Annotated in this window: 21 protein-coding genes; 11 read left to right on the forward strand and 10 right to left on the reverse strand. The window is 56.0% G+C overall.

Annotated elements, in window-relative coordinates; genetic code table 11:
* Positions 1-215 precede the first annotated feature (215 nt).
* Positions 216-887, forward strand: a complete 672-nt coding sequence (locus DSD30_RS03740) for a YggS family pyridoxal phosphate-dependent enzyme (protein ID WP_114008618.1) — start codon at positions 216-218, stop codon at positions 885-887.
* A gap of 19 nt (positions 888-906) precedes the next feature.
* Here the strand turns inward: DSD30_RS03740 and DSD30_RS03745 are convergent, their stop codons facing one another.
* Positions 907-1,374: a L,D-transpeptidase family protein gene (locus tag DSD30_RS03745; protein WP_114008221.1), complete on the reverse strand. Its 468-nt coding sequence runs from the start codon at positions 1,372-1,374 to the stop codon at positions 907-909.
* A gap of 321 nt (positions 1,375-1,695) precedes the next feature.
* Here DSD30_RS03745 and DSD30_RS03750 point away from each other — a divergent pair, with 321 nt between their 5' ends.
* Together DSD30_RS03750 and DSD30_RS03755 are read left to right on the forward strand one after the other, a co-directional pair.
* The gene (locus DSD30_RS03750) at positions 1,696-2,379 is read left to right on the forward strand and encodes a response regulator transcription factor (RefSeq protein ID WP_114008619.1); all 684 of its coding nucleotides are present in this window, start codon (positions 1,696-1,698) and stop codon (positions 2,377-2,379) included.
* Between the two features lie 169 nt (positions 2,380-2,548).
* Entirely contained in the window at positions 2,549-3,061 is a 513-nt protein-coding gene (locus tag DSD30_RS03755; protein ID WP_114008222.1) for a cyclic nucleotide-binding domain-containing protein, read from the forward strand.
* 110 nt (positions 3,062-3,171) lie between these two features.
* Here the strand turns inward: DSD30_RS03755 and acs are convergent, their stop codons facing one another.
* The 4 genes from acs to DSD30_RS03775 form a co-directional block, all read right to left on the reverse strand.
* On the reverse strand, positions 3,172-5,112 hold the full coding sequence (gene acs, locus DSD30_RS03760; protein WP_114008620.1) for an acetate--CoA ligase: 1,941 nt from the start codon (positions 5,110-5,112) through the stop codon (positions 3,172-3,174).
* Between the two features lie 212 nt (positions 5,113-5,324).
* Positions 5,325-5,684 carry a Rieske (2Fe-2S) protein gene (locus tag DSD30_RS03765; protein ID WP_114008223.1) on the reverse strand — a complete coding sequence of 120 codons (360 nt, stop codon included), beginning with the start codon at positions 5,682-5,684 and terminating at the stop codon, positions 5,325-5,327.
* 18 nt (positions 5,685-5,702) lie between these two features.
* Positions 5,703-6,635 carry a citrulline utilization hydrolase CtlX gene (ctlX, locus tag DSD30_RS03770; protein ID WP_245418342.1) on the reverse strand — a complete coding sequence of 311 codons (933 nt, stop codon included), beginning with the start codon at positions 6,633-6,635 and terminating at the stop codon, positions 5,703-5,705.
* A 32-nt stretch (positions 6,636-6,667) separates the two neighbouring features.
* Positions 6,668-7,738 (reverse strand): ornithine cyclodeaminase, encoded by a 1,071-nt coding sequence (locus DSD30_RS03775; protein WP_114008224.1) that lies wholly within the window; start codon positions 7,736-7,738, stop codon positions 6,668-6,670.
* A 204-nt stretch (positions 7,739-7,942) separates the two neighbouring features.
* On the opposite strand from DSD30_RS03775, the gene DSD30_RS03780 reads away from it, so the two are divergent.
* A complete protein-coding gene (locus tag DSD30_RS03780) occupies positions 7,943-8,386 on the forward strand; it encodes an Lrp/AsnC family transcriptional regulator (RefSeq protein WP_114008225.1) in 444 nt (147 codons plus the stop codon).
* A gap of 16 nt (positions 8,387-8,402) precedes the next feature.
* Here the strand turns inward: DSD30_RS03780 and DSD30_RS03785 are convergent, their stop codons facing one another.
* Positions 8,403-8,816 carry a DUF1761 domain-containing protein gene (locus DSD30_RS03785; RefSeq protein ID WP_114008226.1) on the reverse strand — a complete coding sequence of 138 codons (414 nt, stop codon included), beginning with the start codon at positions 8,814-8,816 and terminating at the stop codon, positions 8,403-8,405.
* A gap of 219 nt (positions 8,817-9,035) precedes the next feature.
* Between DSD30_RS03785 and DSD30_RS03790 the strand changes: the two genes are divergently transcribed.
* Positions 9,036-9,797, forward strand: a complete 762-nt coding sequence (locus tag DSD30_RS03790) for a DUF1223 domain-containing protein (RefSeq protein WP_245418343.1) — start codon at positions 9,036-9,038, stop codon at positions 9,795-9,797.
* A gap of 12 nt (positions 9,798-9,809) precedes the next feature.
* On the opposite strand, the gene DSD30_RS03795 is transcribed toward DSD30_RS03790, so the two are convergent.
* From DSD30_RS03795 to DSD30_RS03810, 4 genes are all read right to left on the reverse strand, one after another.
* Positions 9,810-10,427, reverse strand: a complete 618-nt coding sequence (locus DSD30_RS03795) for a cytochrome b/b6 domain-containing protein (protein WP_114008227.1) — start codon at positions 10,425-10,427, stop codon at positions 9,810-9,812.
* 91 nt (positions 10,428-10,518) lie between these two features.
* Positions 10,519-10,965 carry a c-type cytochrome gene (locus DSD30_RS03800; RefSeq protein ID WP_157967551.1) on the reverse strand — a complete coding sequence of 149 codons (447 nt, stop codon included), beginning with the start codon at positions 10,963-10,965 and terminating at the stop codon, positions 10,519-10,521.
* Between the two features lie 384 nt (positions 10,966-11,349).
* A complete protein-coding gene (locus DSD30_RS03805) occupies positions 11,350-12,432 on the reverse strand; it encodes a saccharopine dehydrogenase (RefSeq protein ID WP_114008229.1) in 1,083 nt (360 codons plus the stop codon).
* A gap of 195 nt (positions 12,433-12,627) precedes the next feature.
* Positions 12,628-13,254: a LysE family translocator gene (locus DSD30_RS03810; protein WP_114008230.1), complete on the reverse strand. Its 627-nt coding sequence runs from the start codon at positions 13,252-13,254 to the stop codon at positions 12,628-12,630.
* Between the two features lie 89 nt (positions 13,255-13,343).
* Here DSD30_RS03810 and DSD30_RS03815 point away from each other — a divergent pair, with 89 nt between their 5' ends.
* The 6 genes from DSD30_RS03815 (at position 13,344) to DSD30_RS03840 (ending at position 19,673) form a co-directional block, all read left to right on the forward strand.
* On the forward strand, positions 13,344-13,973 hold the full coding sequence (locus DSD30_RS03815; RefSeq protein ID WP_245418344.1) for an HAD hydrolase-like protein: 630 nt from the start codon (positions 13,344-13,346) through the stop codon (positions 13,971-13,973).
* A gap of 286 nt (positions 13,974-14,259) precedes the next feature.
* On the forward strand, positions 14,260-15,789 hold the full coding sequence (gene ffh / locus DSD30_RS03820; RefSeq protein ID WP_114008232.1) for a signal recognition particle protein: 1,530 nt from the start codon (positions 14,260-14,262) through the stop codon (positions 15,787-15,789).
* A 122-nt stretch (positions 15,790-15,911) separates the two neighbouring features.
* Positions 15,912-16,292 carry a 30S ribosomal protein S16 gene (rpsP, locus tag DSD30_RS03825; protein WP_114008233.1) on the forward strand — a complete coding sequence of 127 codons (381 nt, stop codon included), beginning with the start codon at positions 15,912-15,914 and terminating at the stop codon, positions 16,290-16,292.
* A gap of 68 nt (positions 16,293-16,360) precedes the next feature.
* Positions 16,361-16,987, forward strand: coding sequence for a ribosome maturation factor RimM (gene rimM, locus DSD30_RS03830; protein WP_245418345.1), 627 nt, complete (start codon positions 16,361-16,363; stop codon positions 16,985-16,987).
* Positions 16,988-17,002: 15 nt separating this feature from the next.
* The gene (gene trmD / locus DSD30_RS03835; protein ID WP_114008234.1) at positions 17,003-17,737 is read left to right on the forward strand and encodes a tRNA (guanosine(37)-N1)-methyltransferase TrmD; all 735 of its coding nucleotides are present in this window, start codon (positions 17,003-17,005) and stop codon (positions 17,735-17,737) included.
* 328 nt (positions 17,738-18,065) lie between these two features.
* Positions 18,066-19,673: a DEAD/DEAH box helicase gene (locus DSD30_RS03840; RefSeq protein WP_114008235.1), complete on the forward strand. Its 1,608-nt coding sequence runs from the start codon at positions 18,066-18,068 to the stop codon at positions 19,671-19,673.
* The last annotated feature ends 152 nt before the right edge of the window (positions 19,674-19,825 follow it).

Consider the following 19,825-nt stretch of genomic DNA (forward strand, 5'->3'; position numbering starts at 1 on the left):
ATGCCGAAATGCCTCGATTTATGGTCACTTTCTGGCCTGACCATCATCAGAATTCACCCCTTGCGTCAAGTCCTTTAAAGGTCAGAACCGATTTGGAGCTGTTCAATCTTGCGATGTTGCATGGAAGCGAGTACTTTATCGGCCACAAAGCCAGAGATACAGGCCCGAAGATGGAAGGCCTGACAGGCGTCAAAATTGAGGATTCAAGAAGCAAGATGAGTATATCATCCCAGTTGGCCCGGGTGTGTGAGGCCATCGCGGAGTGCGAAAAACAATCGGAACGAAAACCGGGAAGTGTTTCACTCATCGCTGTTTCAAAGACATTCGACGCCGATGTCATCCGAGAGGCACTGGAAGCTGGCCAAAGGGTCTTTGGTGAAAACAAGGTTCAGGAAGCCAAGGGCAAATGGCCGGACTTGCGCGAAGAATTCGACGATGTCGAGCTTCATCTGATCGGCCCGCTGCAATCCAACAAGGCCAAGGATGCAGTCGCCCTGTTTGATGTCATCCACACCATTGACCGGAAGAAAATCGCCCGTGCCATACGGGTTGAGATGGAAAAGCAAAGCCGCGAAATTGACCTGTTTGTCCAGATCAATACCGGCTATGAAGACCAGAAATCCGGAATTCTCCCTGAAGAAGCCGATGATTTCATCGGCTTTTGTCAGGTCGAGTTGGGCTTGAAGATCCGTGGCCTGATGTGCATTCCGCCATCCGATGATGATCCCAAGGCGCATTTCAAATTGCTGCGCAAGATTGCCAAGCGCAATGACATTGCGGACTTGTCGATGGGTATGAGCGCCGATTATCCTGAAGCCATCAAGCAAGGGGCAACCCTTGTGCGCGTCGGCAGCGCTATTTTTGGCGAGCGCCCACAAAAGCACTAGAAGCCGCTCTGAAATGCGATCAGCGACCAATCTGTATGCGCGTGTTCGGGCTCAGACCGGTTAGCAATTGCCTGAAATCAGGTTTGCTTAAGGCAATGCAGCCTTCCGTCGGCAAGTAGCCGGGCCGGGCAACATGCATGAACAGGGCGGAGCCTCTTCCCTTTTTTCGCACGCTGATGTTGATATCGAGCACCACGATCAGGTCATAGAGTGCGTCTTGTCGCCACATCTCTTCATGAGAGGTGGAAAAAGGTAAGCGAACCTGTTGGTTATAGCTTGGATGATCGGGCGCATCGCACCATCCCATGGCCCGATGAAGGGGCCGGAAGGCCAGCCGAGAGCGGGGTTTTGCTTCGCGGTCGGCGCGGTAGAATCCATAAAGCGGTCGGGTGACAAGGATCGATGTGGCGCCATCGCCTTCGCGTTTGTTCACGGTCAGACCAGTTTTTCCCAAGGCACAGGGAAAACAGAATCTGTCGGCCAGCACGTGCCCGCGGTTCGGCGTCAAGCCCGTCGATCTGATGCTTATCCTGTTAAGTGAGCCGCGCAAAAGGATAATTTCCTCGTTCTGTTCGGTATATTGATCCGGTCAATCTGTGTTACAGTTCCGTTTTCTCACGGATTTGTGAGCGCCATCAAATGGTTCTGACAGTGACGTGATTGGCTGTGATTTGCAATTGCAGCCTTCTGTTTCTTTATTGAAGCGAGAATAATCAATGCATTGGGCTTGATTGATCGGATTGAATGGCAACAGAGTTCGGCAGAGGGGTTTGTTGGGCGCGCCTGGTTCCATTCTGAGGATGCGAAAATGACTGCAAGAAAGATATTGCTCGTTGATGACGACACCGAACTGCGCGAAGCCCTTGTGGAGCAGCTGTCCCTGTATGAGGAATTCGACCTCTATCAGGAAGAATCCGCTGCAAAGGGCATCCAAACCGCGCGGTCGGATCATTTCGATTTGTTGGTGATGGATGTTGGTCTGCCGGATATGGATGGCCGCGAAGCGGTGAAATTGCTGCGTAAGGGCGATTTCAAGGCGCCGATCATCATGTTGACCGGCCATGACACGGACTCTGATACCATTCTGGGACTGGAAGCCGGGGCCAATGACTATGTCACCAAGCCGTTCCGTTTTGCGGTTCTGCTGGCCCGGATCCGTGCCCAGCTGCGTCAGCACGAAAATAGCGAAGATGCGACCTTCAGCGTGGGCCGTTATACCTTCAAGCCGGCCGCCAAGCTTCTGTCGGATGAATCCGGCAGCAAGGTGCGCCTCACTGAGAAGGAAACCTCGATCCTGAAATATCTGTATCGCTCAGGAGACAAGCCGGTCAGCCGTGATGTGCTACTGCATGAGGTCTGGGGCTACAATTCCGGCGTGACGACCCATACGCTGGAAACCCATATCTATCGTCTGCGCCAGAAAATTGAACGCAATCCGTCCAATGCGGAGCTGCTGGTCACCGAAGCGGGTGGCTACAAGCTGGTGCCATAAGGCGATCTGACCGGTTCGTGTGGGTGATCCGGTCGCCCGCCTTGACAAGAATGGCGTGCAAGCGCCTTTATAAAGCATGCCCGGTGGCTTCAATCCGCGGGCATGCTTTGTTATTTTGGCACCGAGCCACATTTCCCAACCCCGAGAAAAGCCGGACTGATGAGATCCCATGAGCCTGACCAGTGATATCGATCTATTGCGCAATGTGCCCTTCTTTGCCGATTTCTCCGAGGATCAGCTGCGCCTGTTGGCCTTTGGCGCGGAATCGCGGATGTATCGCGCCAAGCAGGTGATGTTTCGGCAGGGGGATCTTGCTGACTCCGGGTTTGTTATCAGTGAAGGGCAGGTGCGGATGACCATCACGGTGGATGGTGTCGACCAGCAGTCGCAGATTTTGGGCCCCGGCTCGCTGATCGGTGAAATGGCTCTGTTGGCCGAAACTCGTCGCTCGGCGATGGCCGCCGCGATTGAGGATGTCAAGGTGATTCAGATCCGGCGAATTCTGTTCCGTCGGGTGATGGATGAATATCCCGACCTTGCCGTACAACTGCGCGATAAGCTGGCTGGCCGTCTGAGCAACATGGTGCAGGATCTGGAGCAAGTCCGCTCGATGCTGGACCGCAATCAGGCCGCTGATATGAGCCTTGAAGAGGTTGCGGCTTTTGCCGACAAGCGCGACTAGCGGCTTTCTGCTTCTGGTTGGCACCCGAGGCTTCCAAGCATAACTAAACCCCCGCCGATGGATGATCGACGGGGGTTTTTTGTTTATTGGATCAGTTGTTTAGCGATTGCTTAGCGATTTTGGCGGTTGTCGATCAGATCTTCGACGACCGTTGGATCTGCCAGCGTCGAGGTATCGCCCAGCGAGCCAAAATCATCCTCGGCGATCTTGCGCAGAATACGGCGCATGATCTTGCCAGAACGGGTTTTCGGCAGCCCTGGTGCGAACTGGATGAGGTCCGGAGAGGCAATCGGGCCGATTTCGTGACGCACCCAGTCGCGCAGTTCCTTGCGCAGCTCTTCGGATGGTTCTTCCCCTTCCATCAGGGTGACATAGACATAGATGCCCTGACCCTTGATGTCATGCGGATAGCCAACCACGGCGGCTTCAGAGACCTTTTCGTGGGCGACGAGGGCGCTTTCTACCTCGGCGGTGCCCATGCGGTGGCCGGAAACGTTGATCACGTCATCAACGCGGCCGGTGATCCAGTAATAGCCATCGGCATCACGGCGGGCGCCGTCGCCTGCGAAATAGTAGCCCTTGAAGGTCTCGAAATAGGTGGAAACAAAGCGGTCATGATCGCCATAAACCGTGCGCATCTGGCCCGGCCAGCTGTCGGCAATGCAGAGAATGCCTTCGCATTCGGTCTCGGTGATTTCCTTGCCTTCATTGTCGAGCATCACCGGTTGTACACCGAAGAAGGGCCGCGTTGCGGAGCCGGGCTTGAGGTCCGTTGCACCGGGCAGTGGGGTGATCATGATGCCACCGGTTTCGGTCTGCCACCAGGTATCGACGATCGGGCATTTATTCTTGCCAACCACCTCATAATACCATTTCCAGGCTTCCGGGTTGATCGGTTCACCAACCGAGCCAAGCACGCGCAGGCTGGAAAGATCGGCCTTCTCGACATGCTCGTTGCCAGCCCCCATCAGGGAGCGGATGGCGGTTGGTGCGGTATAGAAGATGTTGACCTTGTGCTTGTCGCAGACATCCCAAAAGCGGGACGGGCTTGGATAGGTCGGGATCCCTTCGAACATTAGGGTGGTGGCACCATTGGCCAGCGGTCCATAGACAATATAGGAGTGACCGGTCACCCAACCCACGTCAGCGGTACACCAATAGATATCGCCATCATGATAGTCGAAGACATATTGATGGGTCATCGAGGCATAGACGAGATAACCGCCTGTGGTATGGACCACGCCTTTCGGTTTCCCGGTGGAGCCGGACGTGTAGAGGATGAAAAGCGGATCTTCGGCATTCATCGGCTCTGGTGGGCAGTCAGCAGAGGCTGGACCGACCACATCGTCATACCAGTGATCCCGGCCATCAATCATCGGCACGTCGCCGCCGGTGCGCTTGACCACGAGGCACTTGACGTCATGTTTGACTTTTTCAAGGGCTGCGTCGACGTTGGTTTTCAGAGGCACCTTGCGACCGCCGCGCAGGCCCTGATCGGCGGTGACAACCAGCTTGGCGGTTGAGCCTTCCACGCGATCGGCAAGCGCGTCCGGTGAAAAACCGCCAAAGACGATGGAGTGAATCGCGCCAATGCGCGCACAGGCCAGCATCGCATAAGCCGCTTCGGGGATCATCGGCATGTAGAGAATCACGCGGTCGCCTTTGGCAACGCCGAGTTCTTTGTAGGCATTGGCCAGTTTGGAGACGCGCTCATGCAGCTGTTTGTAGGTGATTTGCTCGTCATCTGCCGGGTCGTCGCCTTCCCAGATGATGGCGGTCTGATCCCCACGGCTCTCCAAATGGCGGTCGATGCAGTTGGCCGAGACATTCAGTTCGCCATCTTCGAACCACTTGATCGAGACATTGTGGTAGTCATACGAGGTATTCTTGACCTTGGTGTAAGGCTTCATCCAGTCGAGGCGTTTGCCATGCTCCGCCCAGAAGGCTACTGGATCTGACACCGACTGATTATACATCGACAAATAGGTGTCATTATCAATAAGGGCATTGGATGCCACATCCGCCGGCACCGGATAAACATTGTCCGACATGAGTTCCTCCCAGAACAGGTCCAAATTTGGGTTGCCATCCCGCTACGCAAAAACACGGCGATGGTCTGACGTTCGCGCCCATTATGCTCAGCGGAATGCACCCCGTCCACTGGCTCGATATTGCCCTTTGGTCGGTTGTTGGAGGGTTTTTTGTCAAAGATTGCGCTGAAAGCGCAGGGGTTTACGACTTTGGGCTAGTGTTGCCTGGAGGATCAATCGGGCAACAGGAAGATCTCACCCTGCCGTTTGGTCACCGTGACCGGGCTGAGAGACTGGCCAAGACAGGGGCCGGAGAGGCATTTGCCGTCGGACAAGCGAAAGCGCGCTCCATGGGTGGAGCAGACGATGAGGCTTGGATCGTTCCGGTCTAGAAATTCGTGCGGAAAGGTTTCAAGCGGCGTTTGAATATGGGGGCAGACATTGTGATAGCCGTGCACGGTCCCGTCTGGATCCATTGTAATGATCAGATCCAGATCTTTGTCCCGATGGGTAAGAATCGCGTTAAAGGCGCCGGTTGGCTGCAAATCGGCCAGTTTGCAAAGGAGAATCGGGGCGCTCTTGGGGTTTGGCATGGCAGGATCTTTTGCGAATCACCCTCTGGGAGTCAAATGGATCCCTGCAATGGTACAGCGAACCGACCCGCCTGCCATCTCGATTGTCGGGATGGACAGCGGCAGCAATCTAGCAGATTGCTCTATGGTCTCGATCTGGTCCGGGGTCAGTGCGTCATGGGCCCGGGTCGATAAAGCGAGAATGCGGCCCTCTGCGCCCTGCAACTCAATGGCATTGCCGGCAAAATTGCCAATCTGGTCATTTGTCAGGCCAATCACTGTGCGGCCTGATGCTTTGAGGCGGCTGATCATTTCGCGTTTGCGACTTTCATCCTCGATCATGTCGAGCCCAATCAGGGCAAATTCGGTGGCGATGCACATCAGCACATTGGTGTGATAGATCGCCGTGCCATGGGCGTCGCTGGCGGCAAAGGCCATGGGTTCGAAATTGAAGTGGGTCGAGAAACGCTCAAGGGCAATGGGGTCCGTTCGGTCCGATCTGGTGGCATAGGCGACCCGATCAATATGGTCGAGCACCATGGCTCCAGTGCCTTCAAGAAACAGGCCGTCCGGTTCAAGGCCTGAATAATCGATCACATCCTGCACACGGTAGCGATGCTTGAGCATTTCGATGATATCGGGGCGGCGTTCAAGGCGGCGATTCTCTGCTTTCATTGGATACATCGCGATATGACCGCCCGCATGGGTGGAGAACCAATTGTTGGGAAAGACCGAATCAGGAGTTTCGGTTGTCTGATCCTCAAACAGATGGACGGTGACGCCCGCTTCCTGCAGATGCTTTGCTGCCTGGGTTATTTCTGCATGGGCCAGAGCCGCGATGTCCGCTTGCCCATCAATCGGCAAATCCGTATCCAACGCCTGAAAGGCATTGTCGAGGGCCGTTTGGCCATTGATGTGGAAGTGGTGTGGGCGAATCATGACAATGGCGGCCGGAGCCTGAGCGGACATCATCGGGAGGTCTCCTGAATGGTCAGGCGATGGGCCTATTCGGCGGCTGTGACATTCTTTTCGGCTCGACGGACCATGCCATAGAGGTCGCGTGGTTCGTCCGGGTCAGCCAGCATGTCCAGATTGTCAAAGAATTCGGTGCCCTGAATGGCGCCATAGAGATAGCGCAGGGCAGAGAAATCCTCGATTGCGAAGCCGACCGAATCAAACAGGGTGATCTGGTTATCCGAGGTGCGGCCCGTTTCCTTGCCAGCAATTACTTGCCACAATTCCTTGACCGGGTGGTCCTCTGCCAACTGCTGGATTTCACCCTCAATGCGGGTTTGTGGCGGATATTCAACGAAAATGTCAGAGCGCAGCAGAATGTCCTTGTGCAGCTCGGTCTTGCCGGGGCAATCGCCGCCAATGGCGTTGATATGCTGCCCGGAGCCGACCATGTTGTCGGTCAGAATGGTGGCGCATTGTTTGTCGGCGGTGCAGGTGGTGATGATGTCGGCACCACTGACACATTCCTGATGGCTGTCGGTGCGAATGACAGTAAGGCCGGAATCGCGCAGGTTGAAGACCGCCTTGTCGGTGGCCACGGGGTCGATGTCATACAGACGGACAGTGTCGATGCCGCAGATGGACTTGAAGGCCAGGGCCTGAAACTCGCACTGGGCACCATTGCCGATCATTGCCATGACCTTTGCATTCTTTGGTGCCAGATACTTGGCCGCCACCGCTGACATGGCCGCGGTGCGCAGGGCGGTCAGAATGGTCATTTCAGTCAACAGGATCGGATAGCCGTTGCCAACATCGGCCAACAGGCCAAAGGCGGTGACCGTCTGTAGGCCCTCTTTGGTGTTTTTCGGATGACCATTGACGTATTTGAAGCCATAGACCTCGCCATCCGAGGTTGGCATCAGCTCGATCACGCCTTCCTTGGAGTGTGAGGCGACACGCGGGGTCTTGTCAAAGCTCTCCCAGCGTTTGAAATCACTCTCGATCTGCGCTGCGATGCCGCCGATCATCTTTTCCACGCCGATCGAGAGAATCAGTTTCATCATATTGTCGACGCTGACAAAGGGGACGAGATTGAGGCTGTCTTTTCGCGGTTTGATCATCGAGGCATCCTGCTTTCTGGCACAATGTGGGAGGGATCGGGTGCGACTGAAATGTGGTCTTTCAGGAACCGATTGCGCTTTGTTGTTGAGAATAGCGGGCCGGTTAATCAGACAAAATGGCAAAAGGCTTCAATAATCGACAGACTTTTGATAATTTCGTCAGATGTTTTTATGCAAAATGATAAATTTGGGGCGCGAAGGGACATGACAACACACTCAGCGAAGCATGTTTATGATCAACTGGACAAGGAGTTGATTTCGCTTTTGCGCCATGACGGGCGGGCGCCATTATCCAAGCTCGCCGATATTCTCAAAGTGTCGCGCGGAACAGTGCAGAATCGCCTCGACCGATTGCAGGAATCCGGTGCGGTGATCGGCTTTACGGTGAGGGTGCGCGAAGATTATGAGCTTGATGGTATCCGGGCGGTGATGATGATCGAGGTGGTGGGAAAATCCACTTCGCAGGTGATCAAGCGTCTGCGCGGCATGCCGGAGCTTCAAACCCTGCATACCACCAATGGCTCGTGGGATCTGGTGGCGGAAATTCAGGCCGCGTCTCTCTCCGATTTTGATCGGGTGCTGCGTGAGGTGCGGCTGATTGAAGGGGTGCTGAACAGCGAAACGAGCATTCTGCTCAGCACCATCTGAACCGGTTGCCCTTTTGTCAGCCAAACCAGCCGAGAATCGCGCCCTGAGCAGCGAGATTGACCAGCCAGTGGCCGCCATCTATCAGAGTGAGGCGGAAGGGCTTTTTCTGATAGGCATAATTGACGGTGAGGGTCGTGGCGACAAATCCGATCCAGATGAAAATTGCCGACATCATTCCGCGCCGCGGGGTCGGGTCGCCGACATGGACCAGAATGCCAAACAGCATGGTCGCTATGACGATATTGGCCAAGGCGGCGATGATGAAAGGCAGTGGGCTTTGCTTGCCGTCCGCACCCTTAATGGTTTCGGGAGTCAGGCCTGCCGCCGTCATCCATGGTTTGGCCAGCAGCATGTACCAGATAGCACCGATGGCATACCCGGCCAGTGCTGACAGCAACACGGCGATCCAATTGACTTCATCCAACGGCATTGTCTTCTCCCAGCCTTGATTCCTGAACTGACGGCTCCGTTCGGGTTGTATCAGAAGATCAGGGAAATTGACTATTAAATCTTGTTTGGTTTATTGCATGTGAAAAAGCTTCAACCGAATGTGATTGGCACTTGAAAGGCACTTCGCCTTACCTTTCAGCATGATCTCATTTTCTGAATATGGCATGGTGCCGAACTTCTTCAAAGCCGGGTGGTCACGATGATGCTTTCTCGACGCGCATTGATGCGCCTTGTTCCTGCTGCTGTTGCTCTGGGTGTCGGACTCGCTTCGGCTGTGCCGGGCGTTGCTGCCACGGGGGATAGCCCCGTCGTGGTGGAGTTATTTACCTCGCAGGGCTGCTCGTCCTGTCCGCCAGCGGACAAGCTGTTGGGTGAATTGTCGGCCAATCCAAATGTGATTGCCCTGACGCAGGCTGTCGATTACTGGGACTATCTTGGCTGGAAGGATGAAAATGCCCGCAAAGCTCATACGGTTCGTCAGCAGAATTATGCCCGGGTGCGCGGGGATCGCCGCATCTATACCCCCCAAATGGTGATCAATGGGCGCACCCATGTGGTCGGATCCCGCCGTGGGGAAGTGGAGCGCGGTCTGGCGCGTGGTGCAAAGGCTTTGTCCGTTATTATCAAAACCGAAACCTCGCGCGATGCCCTCAAGATTTCGGTGGCAGGATCAAACAGCGTTGACAAACGGGTGCGCAATAGCACGCTTTATCTCGTTCCATTCAAAAAGTCGGTTTCGGTGGCGATCAAGCGGGGAGAAAACCGGGGTCGGACCGTAACCTATCATAATGTGGTGTCCGGGATGCGGCCGATTGGTATGTGGCATGGGGATTCGATTGCCGTCGAGTTGCCTCTGGCGGAATTGCAGGAGCATGGATTTGATGGCTGCGCGGTGTTGCTTCAGGCAGATCTGAAAGGATTGCCCGGTCCCATACATGGTGCAGCCATGGTGTCATTCTGACAAATGACGGGGTCAGGACGTCAGGCGCTTCTTGACCAGCTTCCAGCCCGTGATCATTGGGGTGACCAGATTTTCGCGTTTCCAGATCTTGTAAAAGAGGATCGCGGCAACATGAAGGACCACGATGATCATCACGGCCTTTGATAAAATATGATGCAGTCGATTGGCTAGCACCGACATATCATAGCCGACATAGCTGGCAAGCGGGCCGACATTGACATAGTCATCAGGATCGGAAACCAGACCGGTTACTGCCTGGGCGATCAGAATGGCCAGAAGCGCGAACGCGGCGAATGCGCCGAGTGGATTGTGCCCCGGCCAGTAGCTCGGTTCACGCCGGGCTATGGTGGACAGATACCTTATGACCGCGTTCGGGCCATAAATGAAATGACTGAACCGGGCCGTTTTTGGGCCAACAAATCCCCAAATCAGGCGGAAGGCCAACAGGCCGCAGACTGCATATCCGGCATAGAAATGCAGGGTCATGACATCCGGGCCAAATTCCCCCAGTCCCCATGCAGTTGCCACCGCGATGACAAGGGCCCAATGAAAGAGCCGCAGGGCCGGGTCCCAGATTTTGACATGCTCAACGTTGCTCGGGACTTCCGTGTTTGAATGCTTGTCGCTCATGCTGTTTCTCTGATGTCAGAATATGGCTGATAGGAGACGAGAATGATAAAGACCGGGACGGATGCCCGGTCTCTGGATTGAATGAAAAATTCTATTTCTCGCGGAAGCTGTCGTGGCAGGCTTTGCAGGTGCCGCCGGTTTGACCCAGAGCCTTGCCAAGCTCGGCGCGGCCCTTGCCAGCTTCGGTTTGCAACATGGCAACGGCTCCCGCCAGAGCGCCCGCTTTCTCGCCAAATTCTGGGAAATTGTCCCAAATTTCCTTCTTGGAGCGGGTTTTGCCGGACATTGCGGAGGAATCCGTACCCGGTACAAAGAGGAAACCGATGTTGGTCTTGGACAGATGGAACAGATTGTCGGCGTGGGTTTGCGCCTTTTTGGCATCATACTCGACTTCGCCCTTGGCCATGGCTGCGAGTGCGCCCATATTGGCCCCAAGCAGTTTGAAATGCCCCTGACGGGCTTCGATGGCTTTGTCGTTGGCGAGGGCAGGAACAGCAAGGAGGGAAGCAGCGACGGCTGCAAGAGCAAGTGTGCGCATAGTTTGGTCCTCTTGATCGTTGGTCATTCAATGGTTCGAATTATAAAAATTTGAAGTGTGACGATCGTATCAGCATCATTTCGGCTTTTTGATGCATTGCACGGTCTCATCAATAAACTTTCCGTGATCAGGGCCACTGACTGCGGAAAGGGCAGCTGACTCTTATGGCAGATAATTTGCACTATTATGAATATAGCCAACCTGCCACGGGTTGAAAGCCTTTGTCGCACTCTGATGCCAATTGTCGCGGGCAGCCGAGCAAATGGTCAAGGCCCTCTTCTGATTTGTTCGCAGGAGATCCGGATTTGGATCGATTCTGCAAAAAAGGCCCGCCGGATTGTATTTCTCGGCGAGCCTTTGGAGTGCCATCACTCAGTGAAGGGGTTACAGACCGGCTTTTTCGCGGACTTCGTCAAACTTGTTTGCCGCATTCTTCCATTCCGGGCCCTGATCAAAGCGCAGCAGCGAAGTGATGAACTGATCTGAGAATTCCTCGGCGGCCTGGGCTGGCAGGAGCGAAGGCAGATTGTCAATGGACGTGACTTCCACCGCATCGCCGGCGCCATTTTTCGCCACTTCGATCACCGGTTCGGTCCAACTGGTCGGCGCGTCATAAATGGGCAGTGGGTTGAAATCAGAGAAAGGATCGCAGGAGACGTCGGCGATGACTTTCATAGTGCAATTGGCGTCTGACAGGTGGCTCTTGTTGGCCAGCAACAGGCCGGGGCCGAACATCAGCACGCAATTGACCATCAGGTCATGAGACAGAAGCGTCTGGCGATCGAGCAGACGGGTTTCCTCAATGTCCCATTTGGTCACCGAGAAGCCGACCGCTTCAAGGCATTCACAAGCGCCCGTGCCGGAGCGTCCCTTGGCACCGATAACAATGGCGGTCGGCATATCGCCGTCCCCTTCGGTGGCCAAAGCGCGCAATTTCTCGATGATCACATCCTGACTTTCATAAGGGCTGACACCATGGAGGATTTCGTCGCGCCCGGCGCGGCGTTCGAGCAGACGGTGCGCCCCGAGGGCGGCGCCCATCCAACCGGCCCAATAACCAAAGGCGGCAACCCGGCGGCCATCGTCGCCAACGAGGAACTCGATGTCATAAAGCAGGCCGTCGCCCTTGGTGAAGCGGGCCATCTCACCTTCCCAACCGGTCTGGTCCTTATAAATATGGGCGAAATGGATCATCCGATGTGGCAGCTCGGCAGGGGTTTCGGCCAGTTCTTTGAGGCCCAAAATGACCGTGTCCTTGGGGGCATCGACCCAGGAGCGCGGGGCCGCGATGGCGCAGCCTGCCGCTTCATAGTCAGCATCGGCAAAGGCGCGTTTGTCACTGGCCTCGACGGTGACTTGGAAGCCAGCATCGTGCAGGATTTTTGCATTTTTCGGGGTCAGAGCCGTGCGGCGCTCGGTGCTGCGATCTTCGTCGCGCAGCCAGATATGGGCTTTGGGTTCGGACATGGTTGGTCTCCATCTGGTCGGCAGGCGCGCCCGCTATTTTGCTTCAGATTTGCTTCAGGCGCTGTCTTTTTTCGTTGGCGGCTAGATTACCCGCTTTGAATCAAAAAGATAGAGGGAGGCCTGTGCCGAAATGTTGGATCGGGATGCGATTTCGTCATTTTGCCAGTATGCCAGCGCAGCTTGTCGCCCCGAGGGCTAGCTGGTCCGGCTGAGGGTCGCGGTCATCAGACCTGCGCCAATCAGAAAGGACGCGCCCGCCTGATGGGTGCGTTTGATGAAGCGGGGGTTCGACAGGGTCTGGCTGAAACTGCCTGCAAGCAGGGCCCAACTGGTGACGATGACGGCAACACAGCCAAGAAAAGTGGCTTCCAACAAAGCAAATTGCATCAGGGCCGGGGCTGTCGGGTCAACAAATTGCGGCACGAAGGCGACGAAGAAGATGATACCTTTGGGATTGAGCGCGGTGACAGTGAAGGCACTCCAAAACATCTTGCTCCGGCTGGTTTCGGACTGGCCGTCGCCCAGTTCGATGCGGCCACCTGCATTGCGCCACATCTTGATGCCGAGCCACAGCAGATAGGCCGCGCCGATCCATTTGAGAATGGTGAAGAGCAGGGCGGAGGTAGCAAGGATCGCTCCGGCACCGAGCAAGGATGCGGTCATGGTGAACAGATCACCCATCAAGACACCGGGAATTGTCGACCACGCGGTCTTGCGCCCCCCACCCAAGGCATAGGAGATCACCAGAATGACGGTCGGGCCGGGAATGATCAACAAGGCAGAACTGGCGAGGATGAAGGCGATCCAGACGTCAATTGGCATAGATGCTATTCCTGTTTGGCAGTGATGTGGCTCTTTCCAGCAAACGCAGACTTGTCTATGAAAGGCAAGACACTTTCCGGGAGACGCTCGTGACGACCTTGTTCTTTGATCTAGACGGTACATTGATTGATCCGGCAGAGGGAATCATCAATTGCCTGCATCATGCCTTCGACACCCTCGGCATCAAGGATGTGCCTGAGGATCTGCACTGGTGCATCGGGCCACCCTTGCATGATAGCTTTGCAACCCTTGTCGGGCCGGACCGGGTGGATGAGGCGCTTGCCGCCTACCGGCAACGCTATGGCGAACTTGGTCTGTATGAGCATGTGGTTTATGAGGGCATCCCGGACTTGTTGGCTGATTTGAATCGGCGGGGCTATCAACTATGTCTGGCAACGTCGAAGGTGAAGGTCTTTGCCGATCGGATCCTGACACATTTCAATCTGGCGCAGCATTTCCAACATGCTTTCGGGTCCGAGCTGGACGGCAGCCTGAGCAACAAAGCCGAGTTGCTGGCCCATGGGCTGGCGGTCACGGGCGTTGCGGCGGCAGATGCGGTGATGATTGGAGATCGCAAATTTGATATGATCGGGGCGTCGGCCAACGACATCGCGACCATCGGCGTGACCTGGGGCTATGGCAGCGTTGAGGAGTTGGAACAGGCGGGCGCTGGGCGACTTGTTGCTTCAGTGGCAGACTTGGCTGGCCTTTTTGGCTGAAATTGGGCGTTTTTTGTGGCCTATGGGCTTCAAAGCGGTTGACCTTTGAGTCATTTGCGCGTAGAAGCGCCCCATTCTCAATTGCCGATATGACAATTTGAGCCACTGACCCGGTCCCGCAATGGTATAAAGAGAACCGGGAAGTCCACATCCGACAGCGCGATGCGCCCTCGGATGCTTTTTGCTATGGCCCGTTGTTTTTCTTCTTTGAAAGCACTTGGCGCGAGGCAGGAAAAGGCCCAAATTTGACCCATCGGCAGGTTGAGAAAACTCGAAGGAGCAATGAATGTTTGAATCTCTATCAGATCGCCTAAGCGGCATTTTTGACAAGCTCTCCAAACGCGGTGCGCTGAGTGAAGCTGATGTCAATTCTGCGCTGCGTGAAGTGCGACGCGCTCTGATCGAGGCGGACGTTGCTCTGGATGTGGTGCGTAGCTTCACCGAGCAGGTGAAGGAAAAGGCGGTCGGTGTCGAGGTGATCAAATCGGTCAGCCCGGCGCAGATGGTGATCAAGCTGGTCCATGACCAGATGGTCGAGATGCTCGGCGCGGATACCAAGACCATCGATCTGAATGCCCCTGCGCCTGTGGCGATCATGATGGTTGGTCTGCAGGGCTCGGGTAAAACCACCTCGACGGCGAAAATTTCCCTGCGCCTGCAAAATCGCGAGCGCAAGAAAGTCTTGATGGCCTCACTCGATACCCGCCGTCCTGCAGCGCAGGAGCAGCTGCGGGTGCTGGGTGAGCAGAATGGCATCGAGACACTGCCGATTGTCGCTGGCCAAAGCCCGACCCAGATTGCCGAGCGCGCCATGAATGCAGCCCGGCTGGGTGGCTTTGACGTGGTGATGCTCGACACTGCAGGCCGGACCCATGTGGACGAGCCCTTGATGCTGGAAATGGCCGACATCAAGAAGGTCACCAACCCGCACGAAATCCTGCTGGTTGCCGACAGTCTGACCGGTCAGGATGCGGTCAATGTCGCCAAGAGCTTTGACGAACGGATGGATGTCACCGGTATCGTTCTGACCCGTGTGGACGGGGATGGTCGCGGTGGTGCGGCTTTGTCGATGCGGGCTGTGACCGGCAAGCCGATCAAGCTGATGGGCATGGGCGAGAAGGCCGATGCGCTGGAAGAATTCCATCCAGAGCGTATCGCTGGCCGTATTCTTGGCATGGGCGACATCGTTTCGCTGGTTGAGAAAGCGGCGGAAACGATTGATGCGGAGAAGGCTGCTGCTGCTGCGGAAAAACTGCGCAAGGGCAAGTTTGATCTGGAAGATCTGAAAGACCAGCTGGGCCAGATGGCCAAGCTTGGCGGCCTTGGCGGCATCATGGGCATGATGCCGGGTATCGGCAAGATCAAGAAACAAATGGCTGCGGCCAATCTCGATGATTCCATTATCAAGCGTCAGGTGGCGATCATCAATTCGATGACCCGCGCCGAGCGCCGCAACCCGAAATTGCTCAATGCCAGCCGCAAGAAGCGCGTGGCAGGCGGGGCCGGGGTGCAAGTCTCTGAAATCAACAAACTTCTGAAAATGCATCGCCAGATGGCGGACATGATGAAGATGGTTGGCAAGAAGAAAGGTGGCCTTGGCGGTCTGCTCGGTGGCGGTATGCCGAATATCGATCCGGCTGAACTGGAGGCCATGCAGAAATCTGGTCAAATGCCCGATATGGGGGATTTGACCAAGGGATTGTCCGGCGGCCTGCCGGGTGGTCTGCCCGGCGGATTGGGTGGTATGCCCGGTCTGGGCGGGCCAAAACTTCCCGGTCTGGGTGGCATGCCCGGCAAGCGGAAAAAGAAACGCTGATCCAACAAAGAGGGTTGGTTCGACATTGAATAAAGATCAGGGGCCGGCGCATCGAAATATGCAGGCCAGAAGAAGCTGATCTGAAGACACAAAGAAATTGCCGTATTTGGAAAGGAAAATCCATGGCTCTTAAAATTCGTCTGGCCCGCGGTGGCTCCAAGAAACGTCCTTACTATCGTGTCGTTATCGCTGACGTCCGTTCCCCACGTGACGGTCGCTTCATCGAAAAAGTAGGCTCTTACAACCCACTGCTGCCGAAAGATTCCGAAGAGCGCGTCAATCTTGACATTGAGCGCATCCAGTACTGGATCTCTAAAGGCGCACAGCCTACCGATCGCGTTCTGCGTTTCCTCGATGCTGCCGGTGTTGCCAAGCGTCCTGCACGCAACAATCCGAACAAAGCTGAACCAGGTGCCAAAGCCAAAGAGCGTCTGGAAGAGAAGCGCATGAAAGAAGAAGAAGCTGCTGCTGCTGTCGCTGAAGCCGAAGCAAGCGCTGAGTAATCTTCGCCTGATGAGGGAGTCCGGATATCAGCCGGACTCCCTTTTTTATTGCCTTGAGGAACCTGCCCATGTCCAAATCCATGCCCAAACAGGCAGCCGAGCCGGAAGGCAAGGTCTGTCTCGCCCAGATCGGCGCAGCCCATGGGGTGCGTGGGGATGTGCGGATCAAGCTGTTCTCCGATGACCCGGCAGCGCTGACCCACTATGGCGCGCTGTCGAACGCGAATGGGTCGCGCCAGTTCGTGATCGAGAGCGCGCGCCTGTCCAAGACGGTTTATGTTTGCCGGATCAAAGGGCTGCGGGACCGCAACGAAGCCGAAGCGCTCAATGGCGTGAAGCTTTATATCGACCGGGATCAATTGCCCGAACTCGATGAAGAAGAATTTTATCATTCCGATCTGCTCGGTCTGGACGTGCGGCTTGAAGATGGTACAGTGCTCGGCTCGATTGTCGGGATTCCTGATTTTGGCGCGGGCGATCTGCTTGATATCGCGCCGAAAAAGGGCAAGGGCTTCTATCTGCCTTTCACCATGGCCGTGGTGCCGCATGTGGATGTGGCAGGCGGTTTTGTCACCGTTGTGCCGCCTGAAGGCTGGCTTGATGACGCAGATCGAAGCGAGCAGGCGCAAGAGGGTGAAGGGTTTGATTTTTCCCAGTCGCCAGAGTTGCTTGATGGCCTGAAAGATACCGATTGAAACGGGGACGGACGGATGTCGGACGAGACCAACAATGAGGGGCTGAATGAAGCGCCATGGCGGGCGACCATTCTCACCCTTTATCCCGACATGTTCCCCGGACCGCTTGGCACCTCGCTGGCTGGCCGGGCGCTGGAAAATGGTCTCTGGTCTCTTGATATTCTGCATATTCGTGATTTTGCCGAAGGCAAGCATCGCAATGTTGACGACACCCCTGCGGGCGGTGGCGCTGGCATGGTGCTGCGGCCCGATGTGGTGGGGCGGGCGATTGATGCCGCTACCGGGGAAGGGGACATGCGGCCACGCATTCTTCTCTCGCCACGCGGTAAGTCGCTGACACAGGAAAAAGTCCGGTCGCTGAAAGAGGCGGGTGGGGCAATTTTGCTTTGCGGTCGGTTTGAAGGGGTCGATCAGCGGGTGATTGATGGCCGCAATTTGGAAGAAATTTCCATTGGTGATTATATCCTGTCGGGCGGTGAGCTGGGCGCCATGGTGCTGATGGATGCGGTGGTGCGGCTGTTGCCCGGCGTGATGGGCAAGGTGGCGAGCGGCGAGGATGAAAGCTTTGAAAGCGGCTTGCTGGAATATCCGCATTATACCCGCCCGACGATCTGGGAAGGCCATGAAATCCCTGAGATTCTCGCCTCTGGCCATCATGGCAAAATCGCTCAGTGGCGTCATGAGCAAGCCGTCGCCCTGACCAAGGAAAGACGGCCCGATCTGTATGAGGCTTGGGAGGCGGAGGAGTAGGTCAACTCTTCTTTTTGCGGTCTTTACCATCCCTTCTGATTGCTTCCTGATCACGCCTGATCGTGAGGGTAATTTCATACTTGCCCTTGCATTGTCACAGTCTGTGCTATACATAGCGGGTTCCTGCTCGGGCGTAGACGATGGACTTTCCATCAGCGGAGCGGGATATCTTGCTGACAATCCATAAGAGATTGTCGCCGGGACGACCCCCATCGCGGGGCAGACCCCACAGGCAGCTTTTCTGCGCAAGCTTCCCCCAAATGAACAAATTTATGCCATTGCTCGCCGCACTTTTGCGCGATCAAGCAATGGCCAATGGAAGTATTCCTTGACCAATTTTTCTGATCTCGGCCTCGCCGAGCCAATCCTGCATGCCCTTGAAACAGAGGGCTATGCGCAGCCAACCCCGATCCAGATCGAAGCCATTCCAGTGGCAATGACCGGTGCGGACATTCTGGGCATTGCCCAGACCGGAACCGGCAAGACCGCGTCCTTCGTTCTGCCGATCCTTGACAAGTTGGCGCGCAATGATCGTAGACCAACGCCGAAAGCCTGCGAAGCCCTGATCCTTGCTCCAACGCGCGAGCTGGTGGCACAGATTGCCGAGAATATTCGCAAATATAGCCGCAATATGCGGGTGTCGGTGACCATCGTTGTCGGTGGCGTCAAGCCATCACCGCAAATTCGCAAGCTGGCAAGTGGTAGCCATATCGTCGTGGCCACCCCGGGACGGTTGCTTGATCACATCAATAATGGCCATCTGACCCTTGGCCGCACCAAGATGGTGGTGCTCGATGAGGCCGATCATATGCTTGATTTGGGCTTCATTCCCGACATTCGTCGCATCATGAAGCATTTGCCGAAAGAACGGCAGACCTCTTTGATGTCGGCAACCATGCCCAAGCCGATCCGGATCTTGGCCAAGGATTTCCAGCGCAATCCGACTGAAATTGCCGTTGCGACAGTGTCTCGGCCGATTGAGCGGATCGAGCAAAGTGTGCGCCATGTCCATCGTGATGCCAAACGACACGCCCTGACGGCGATCCTGAAAGGCGCTGAAGTGGATCGGGCGATTGTCTTTACCCGCACCAAGCGCGGGGCCGACCGGGTCAGTCAGCATTTGCAGAAAGCCGGGCTGATGGCCGCTGCCATTCATGGCAACAAAAGCCAGAGCCAGCGGGTGAAAGCGTTGCAGAGCTTCAAGTCGGGGGAAACCTCGATCATGGTGGCGACCGACATTGCCGCTCGCGGCATTGATATCGATGATGTCTCGCATGTGGTGAATTTCGAGTTGCCGGAAGTGCCGGAAGCCTATGTCCACCGCATTGGTCGGACGGCGCGTGCTGGTCGGACGGGGACGGCGGTGTCTTTGTGTGAGCCGTCGGAAGTGAAATTGCTGCGCGGCATTGAAAGGCTGATCGGCAATAACCTGCCGACCGATGACAGCGAAATGGATCTGGAAGGCTTCTCGCCGATGGAAGCAATCCTGTCGGACGCGCCGCAGGACGATCGCCGCAAAAGCAATCCGCGCAAACGGCGCGGCGCCAGTGCCCAGAATGACAATCAGGCCGACAGTCAGGCCCGGCGTCAGGCTGATGGCCGGCGGGATGGCCGACGGGATGGCAAGCCCAAAGTCAATAGCCGCGGCAAGGCCAATGGTCAGGCAAAATCCGCCGACCGGCAATGGTCCCCAATGGAAGCGTCGGCTTCTTCTGGCGCTTCGGCCCAGGAAGGCAAGGCTGCGCGTCCAACAAATGGACAGAAGCGCAAACGCTTTGGTGACAAGCCTGCCGGAGCCAGTGGGTCCCGATCCAATGGCGCACGGATGGGCGCTTCAGGCAAGCAAGGGGCAGGGCGCGACTTCAATGGCGGGGCAAAATCCGGCAATGGTCGCCGTCGCCGATCCGGCTCTGCACGTCCAGCAGCCACTGCCTGACGCGTTGATAGCAATAGACCCGGCATGGTTGGGATATTCCATCATGCCGGGGCGATTGATGCAGTGTTTTCCTTTTTGTTGGCTGCGACTTTCCAAGGCGCGGTCTTGAAGGGGAGAAAAGGCAGAAAAAGCCGCGGTTTGACTCACTTTTT

This window comes from Cohaesibacter intestini (genome assembly GCF_003324485.1).
Lineage (GTDB): Bacteria > Pseudomonadota > Alphaproteobacteria > Rhizobiales > Cohaesibacteraceae > Cohaesibacter > Cohaesibacter intestini.

What these genes read in the sequence shown, in the direction of transcription:
- ffh (WP_114008232.1), top strand. Translation starts at nt 14,260, where the DNA reads ATGTTTGAATCTCTATCAGATCGCCTAAGCGGCATTTTTGACAAGCTC.
- DSD30_RS03775 (WP_114008224.1), bottom strand. Translation starts at nt 7,738, where the DNA reads ATGATCAAACCGCGAAAAGACAGCCTCAATCTCGTCCCCTTTGTCAGC.
- trmD (WP_114008234.1), top strand. Translation starts at nt 17,003, where the DNA reads ATGTCGGACGAGACCAACAATGAGGGGCTGAATGAAGCGCCATGGCGG.
- DSD30_RS03785 (WP_114008226.1), bottom strand. Translation starts at nt 8,816, where the DNA reads ATGCCGTTGGATGAAGTCAATTGGATCGCCGTGTTGCTGTCAGCACTG.
- DSD30_RS03795 (WP_114008227.1), bottom strand. Translation starts at nt 10,427, where the DNA reads ATGAGCGACAAGCATTCAAACACGGAAGTCCCGAGCAACGTTGAGCAT.
- DSD30_RS03800 (WP_157967551.1), bottom strand. Translation starts at nt 10,965, where the DNA reads ATGCGCACACTTGCTCTTGCAGCCGTCGCTGCTTCCCTCCTTGCTGTT.
- rimM (WP_245418345.1), top strand. Translation starts at nt 16,361, where the DNA reads ATGTCCAAATCCATGCCCAAACAGGCAGCCGAGCCGGAAGGCAAGGTC.
- DSD30_RS03805 (WP_114008229.1), bottom strand. Translation starts at nt 12,432, where the DNA reads ATGTCCGAACCCAAAGCCCATATCTGGCTGCGCGACGAAGATCGCAGC.
- DSD30_RS03740 (WP_114008618.1), top strand. Translation starts at nt 216, where the DNA reads ATGAGTATATCATCCCAGTTGGCCCGGGTGTGTGAGGCCATCGCGGAG.
- acs (WP_114008620.1), bottom strand. Translation starts at nt 5,112, where the DNA reads ATGTCGGACAATGTTTATCCGGTGCCGGCGGATGTGGCATCCAATGCC.
- DSD30_RS03780 (WP_114008225.1), top strand. Translation starts at nt 7,943, where the DNA reads ATGACAACACACTCAGCGAAGCATGTTTATGATCAACTGGACAAGGAG.
- DSD30_RS03750 (WP_114008619.1), top strand. Translation starts at nt 1,696, where the DNA reads ATGACTGCAAGAAAGATATTGCTCGTTGATGACGACACCGAACTGCGC.
- DSD30_RS03810 (WP_114008230.1), bottom strand. Translation starts at nt 13,254, where the DNA reads ATGCCAATTGACGTCTGGATCGCCTTCATCCTCGCCAGTTCTGCCTTG.
- ctlX (WP_245418342.1), bottom strand. Translation starts at nt 6,635, where the DNA reads ATGATGTCCGCTCAGGCTCCGGCCGCCATTGTCATGATTCGCCCACAC.
- rpsP (WP_114008233.1), top strand. Translation starts at nt 15,912, where the DNA reads ATGGCTCTTAAAATTCGTCTGGCCCGCGGTGGCTCCAAGAAACGTCCT.
- DSD30_RS03790 (WP_245418343.1), top strand. Translation starts at nt 9,036, where the DNA reads ATGATGCTTTCTCGACGCGCATTGATGCGCCTTGTTCCTGCTGCTGTT.
- DSD30_RS03755 (WP_114008222.1), top strand. Translation starts at nt 2,549, where the DNA reads ATGAGCCTGACCAGTGATATCGATCTATTGCGCAATGTGCCCTTCTTT.
- DSD30_RS03765 (WP_114008223.1), bottom strand. Translation starts at nt 5,684, where the DNA reads ATGCCAAACCCCAAGAGCGCCCCGATTCTCCTTTGCAAACTGGCCGAT.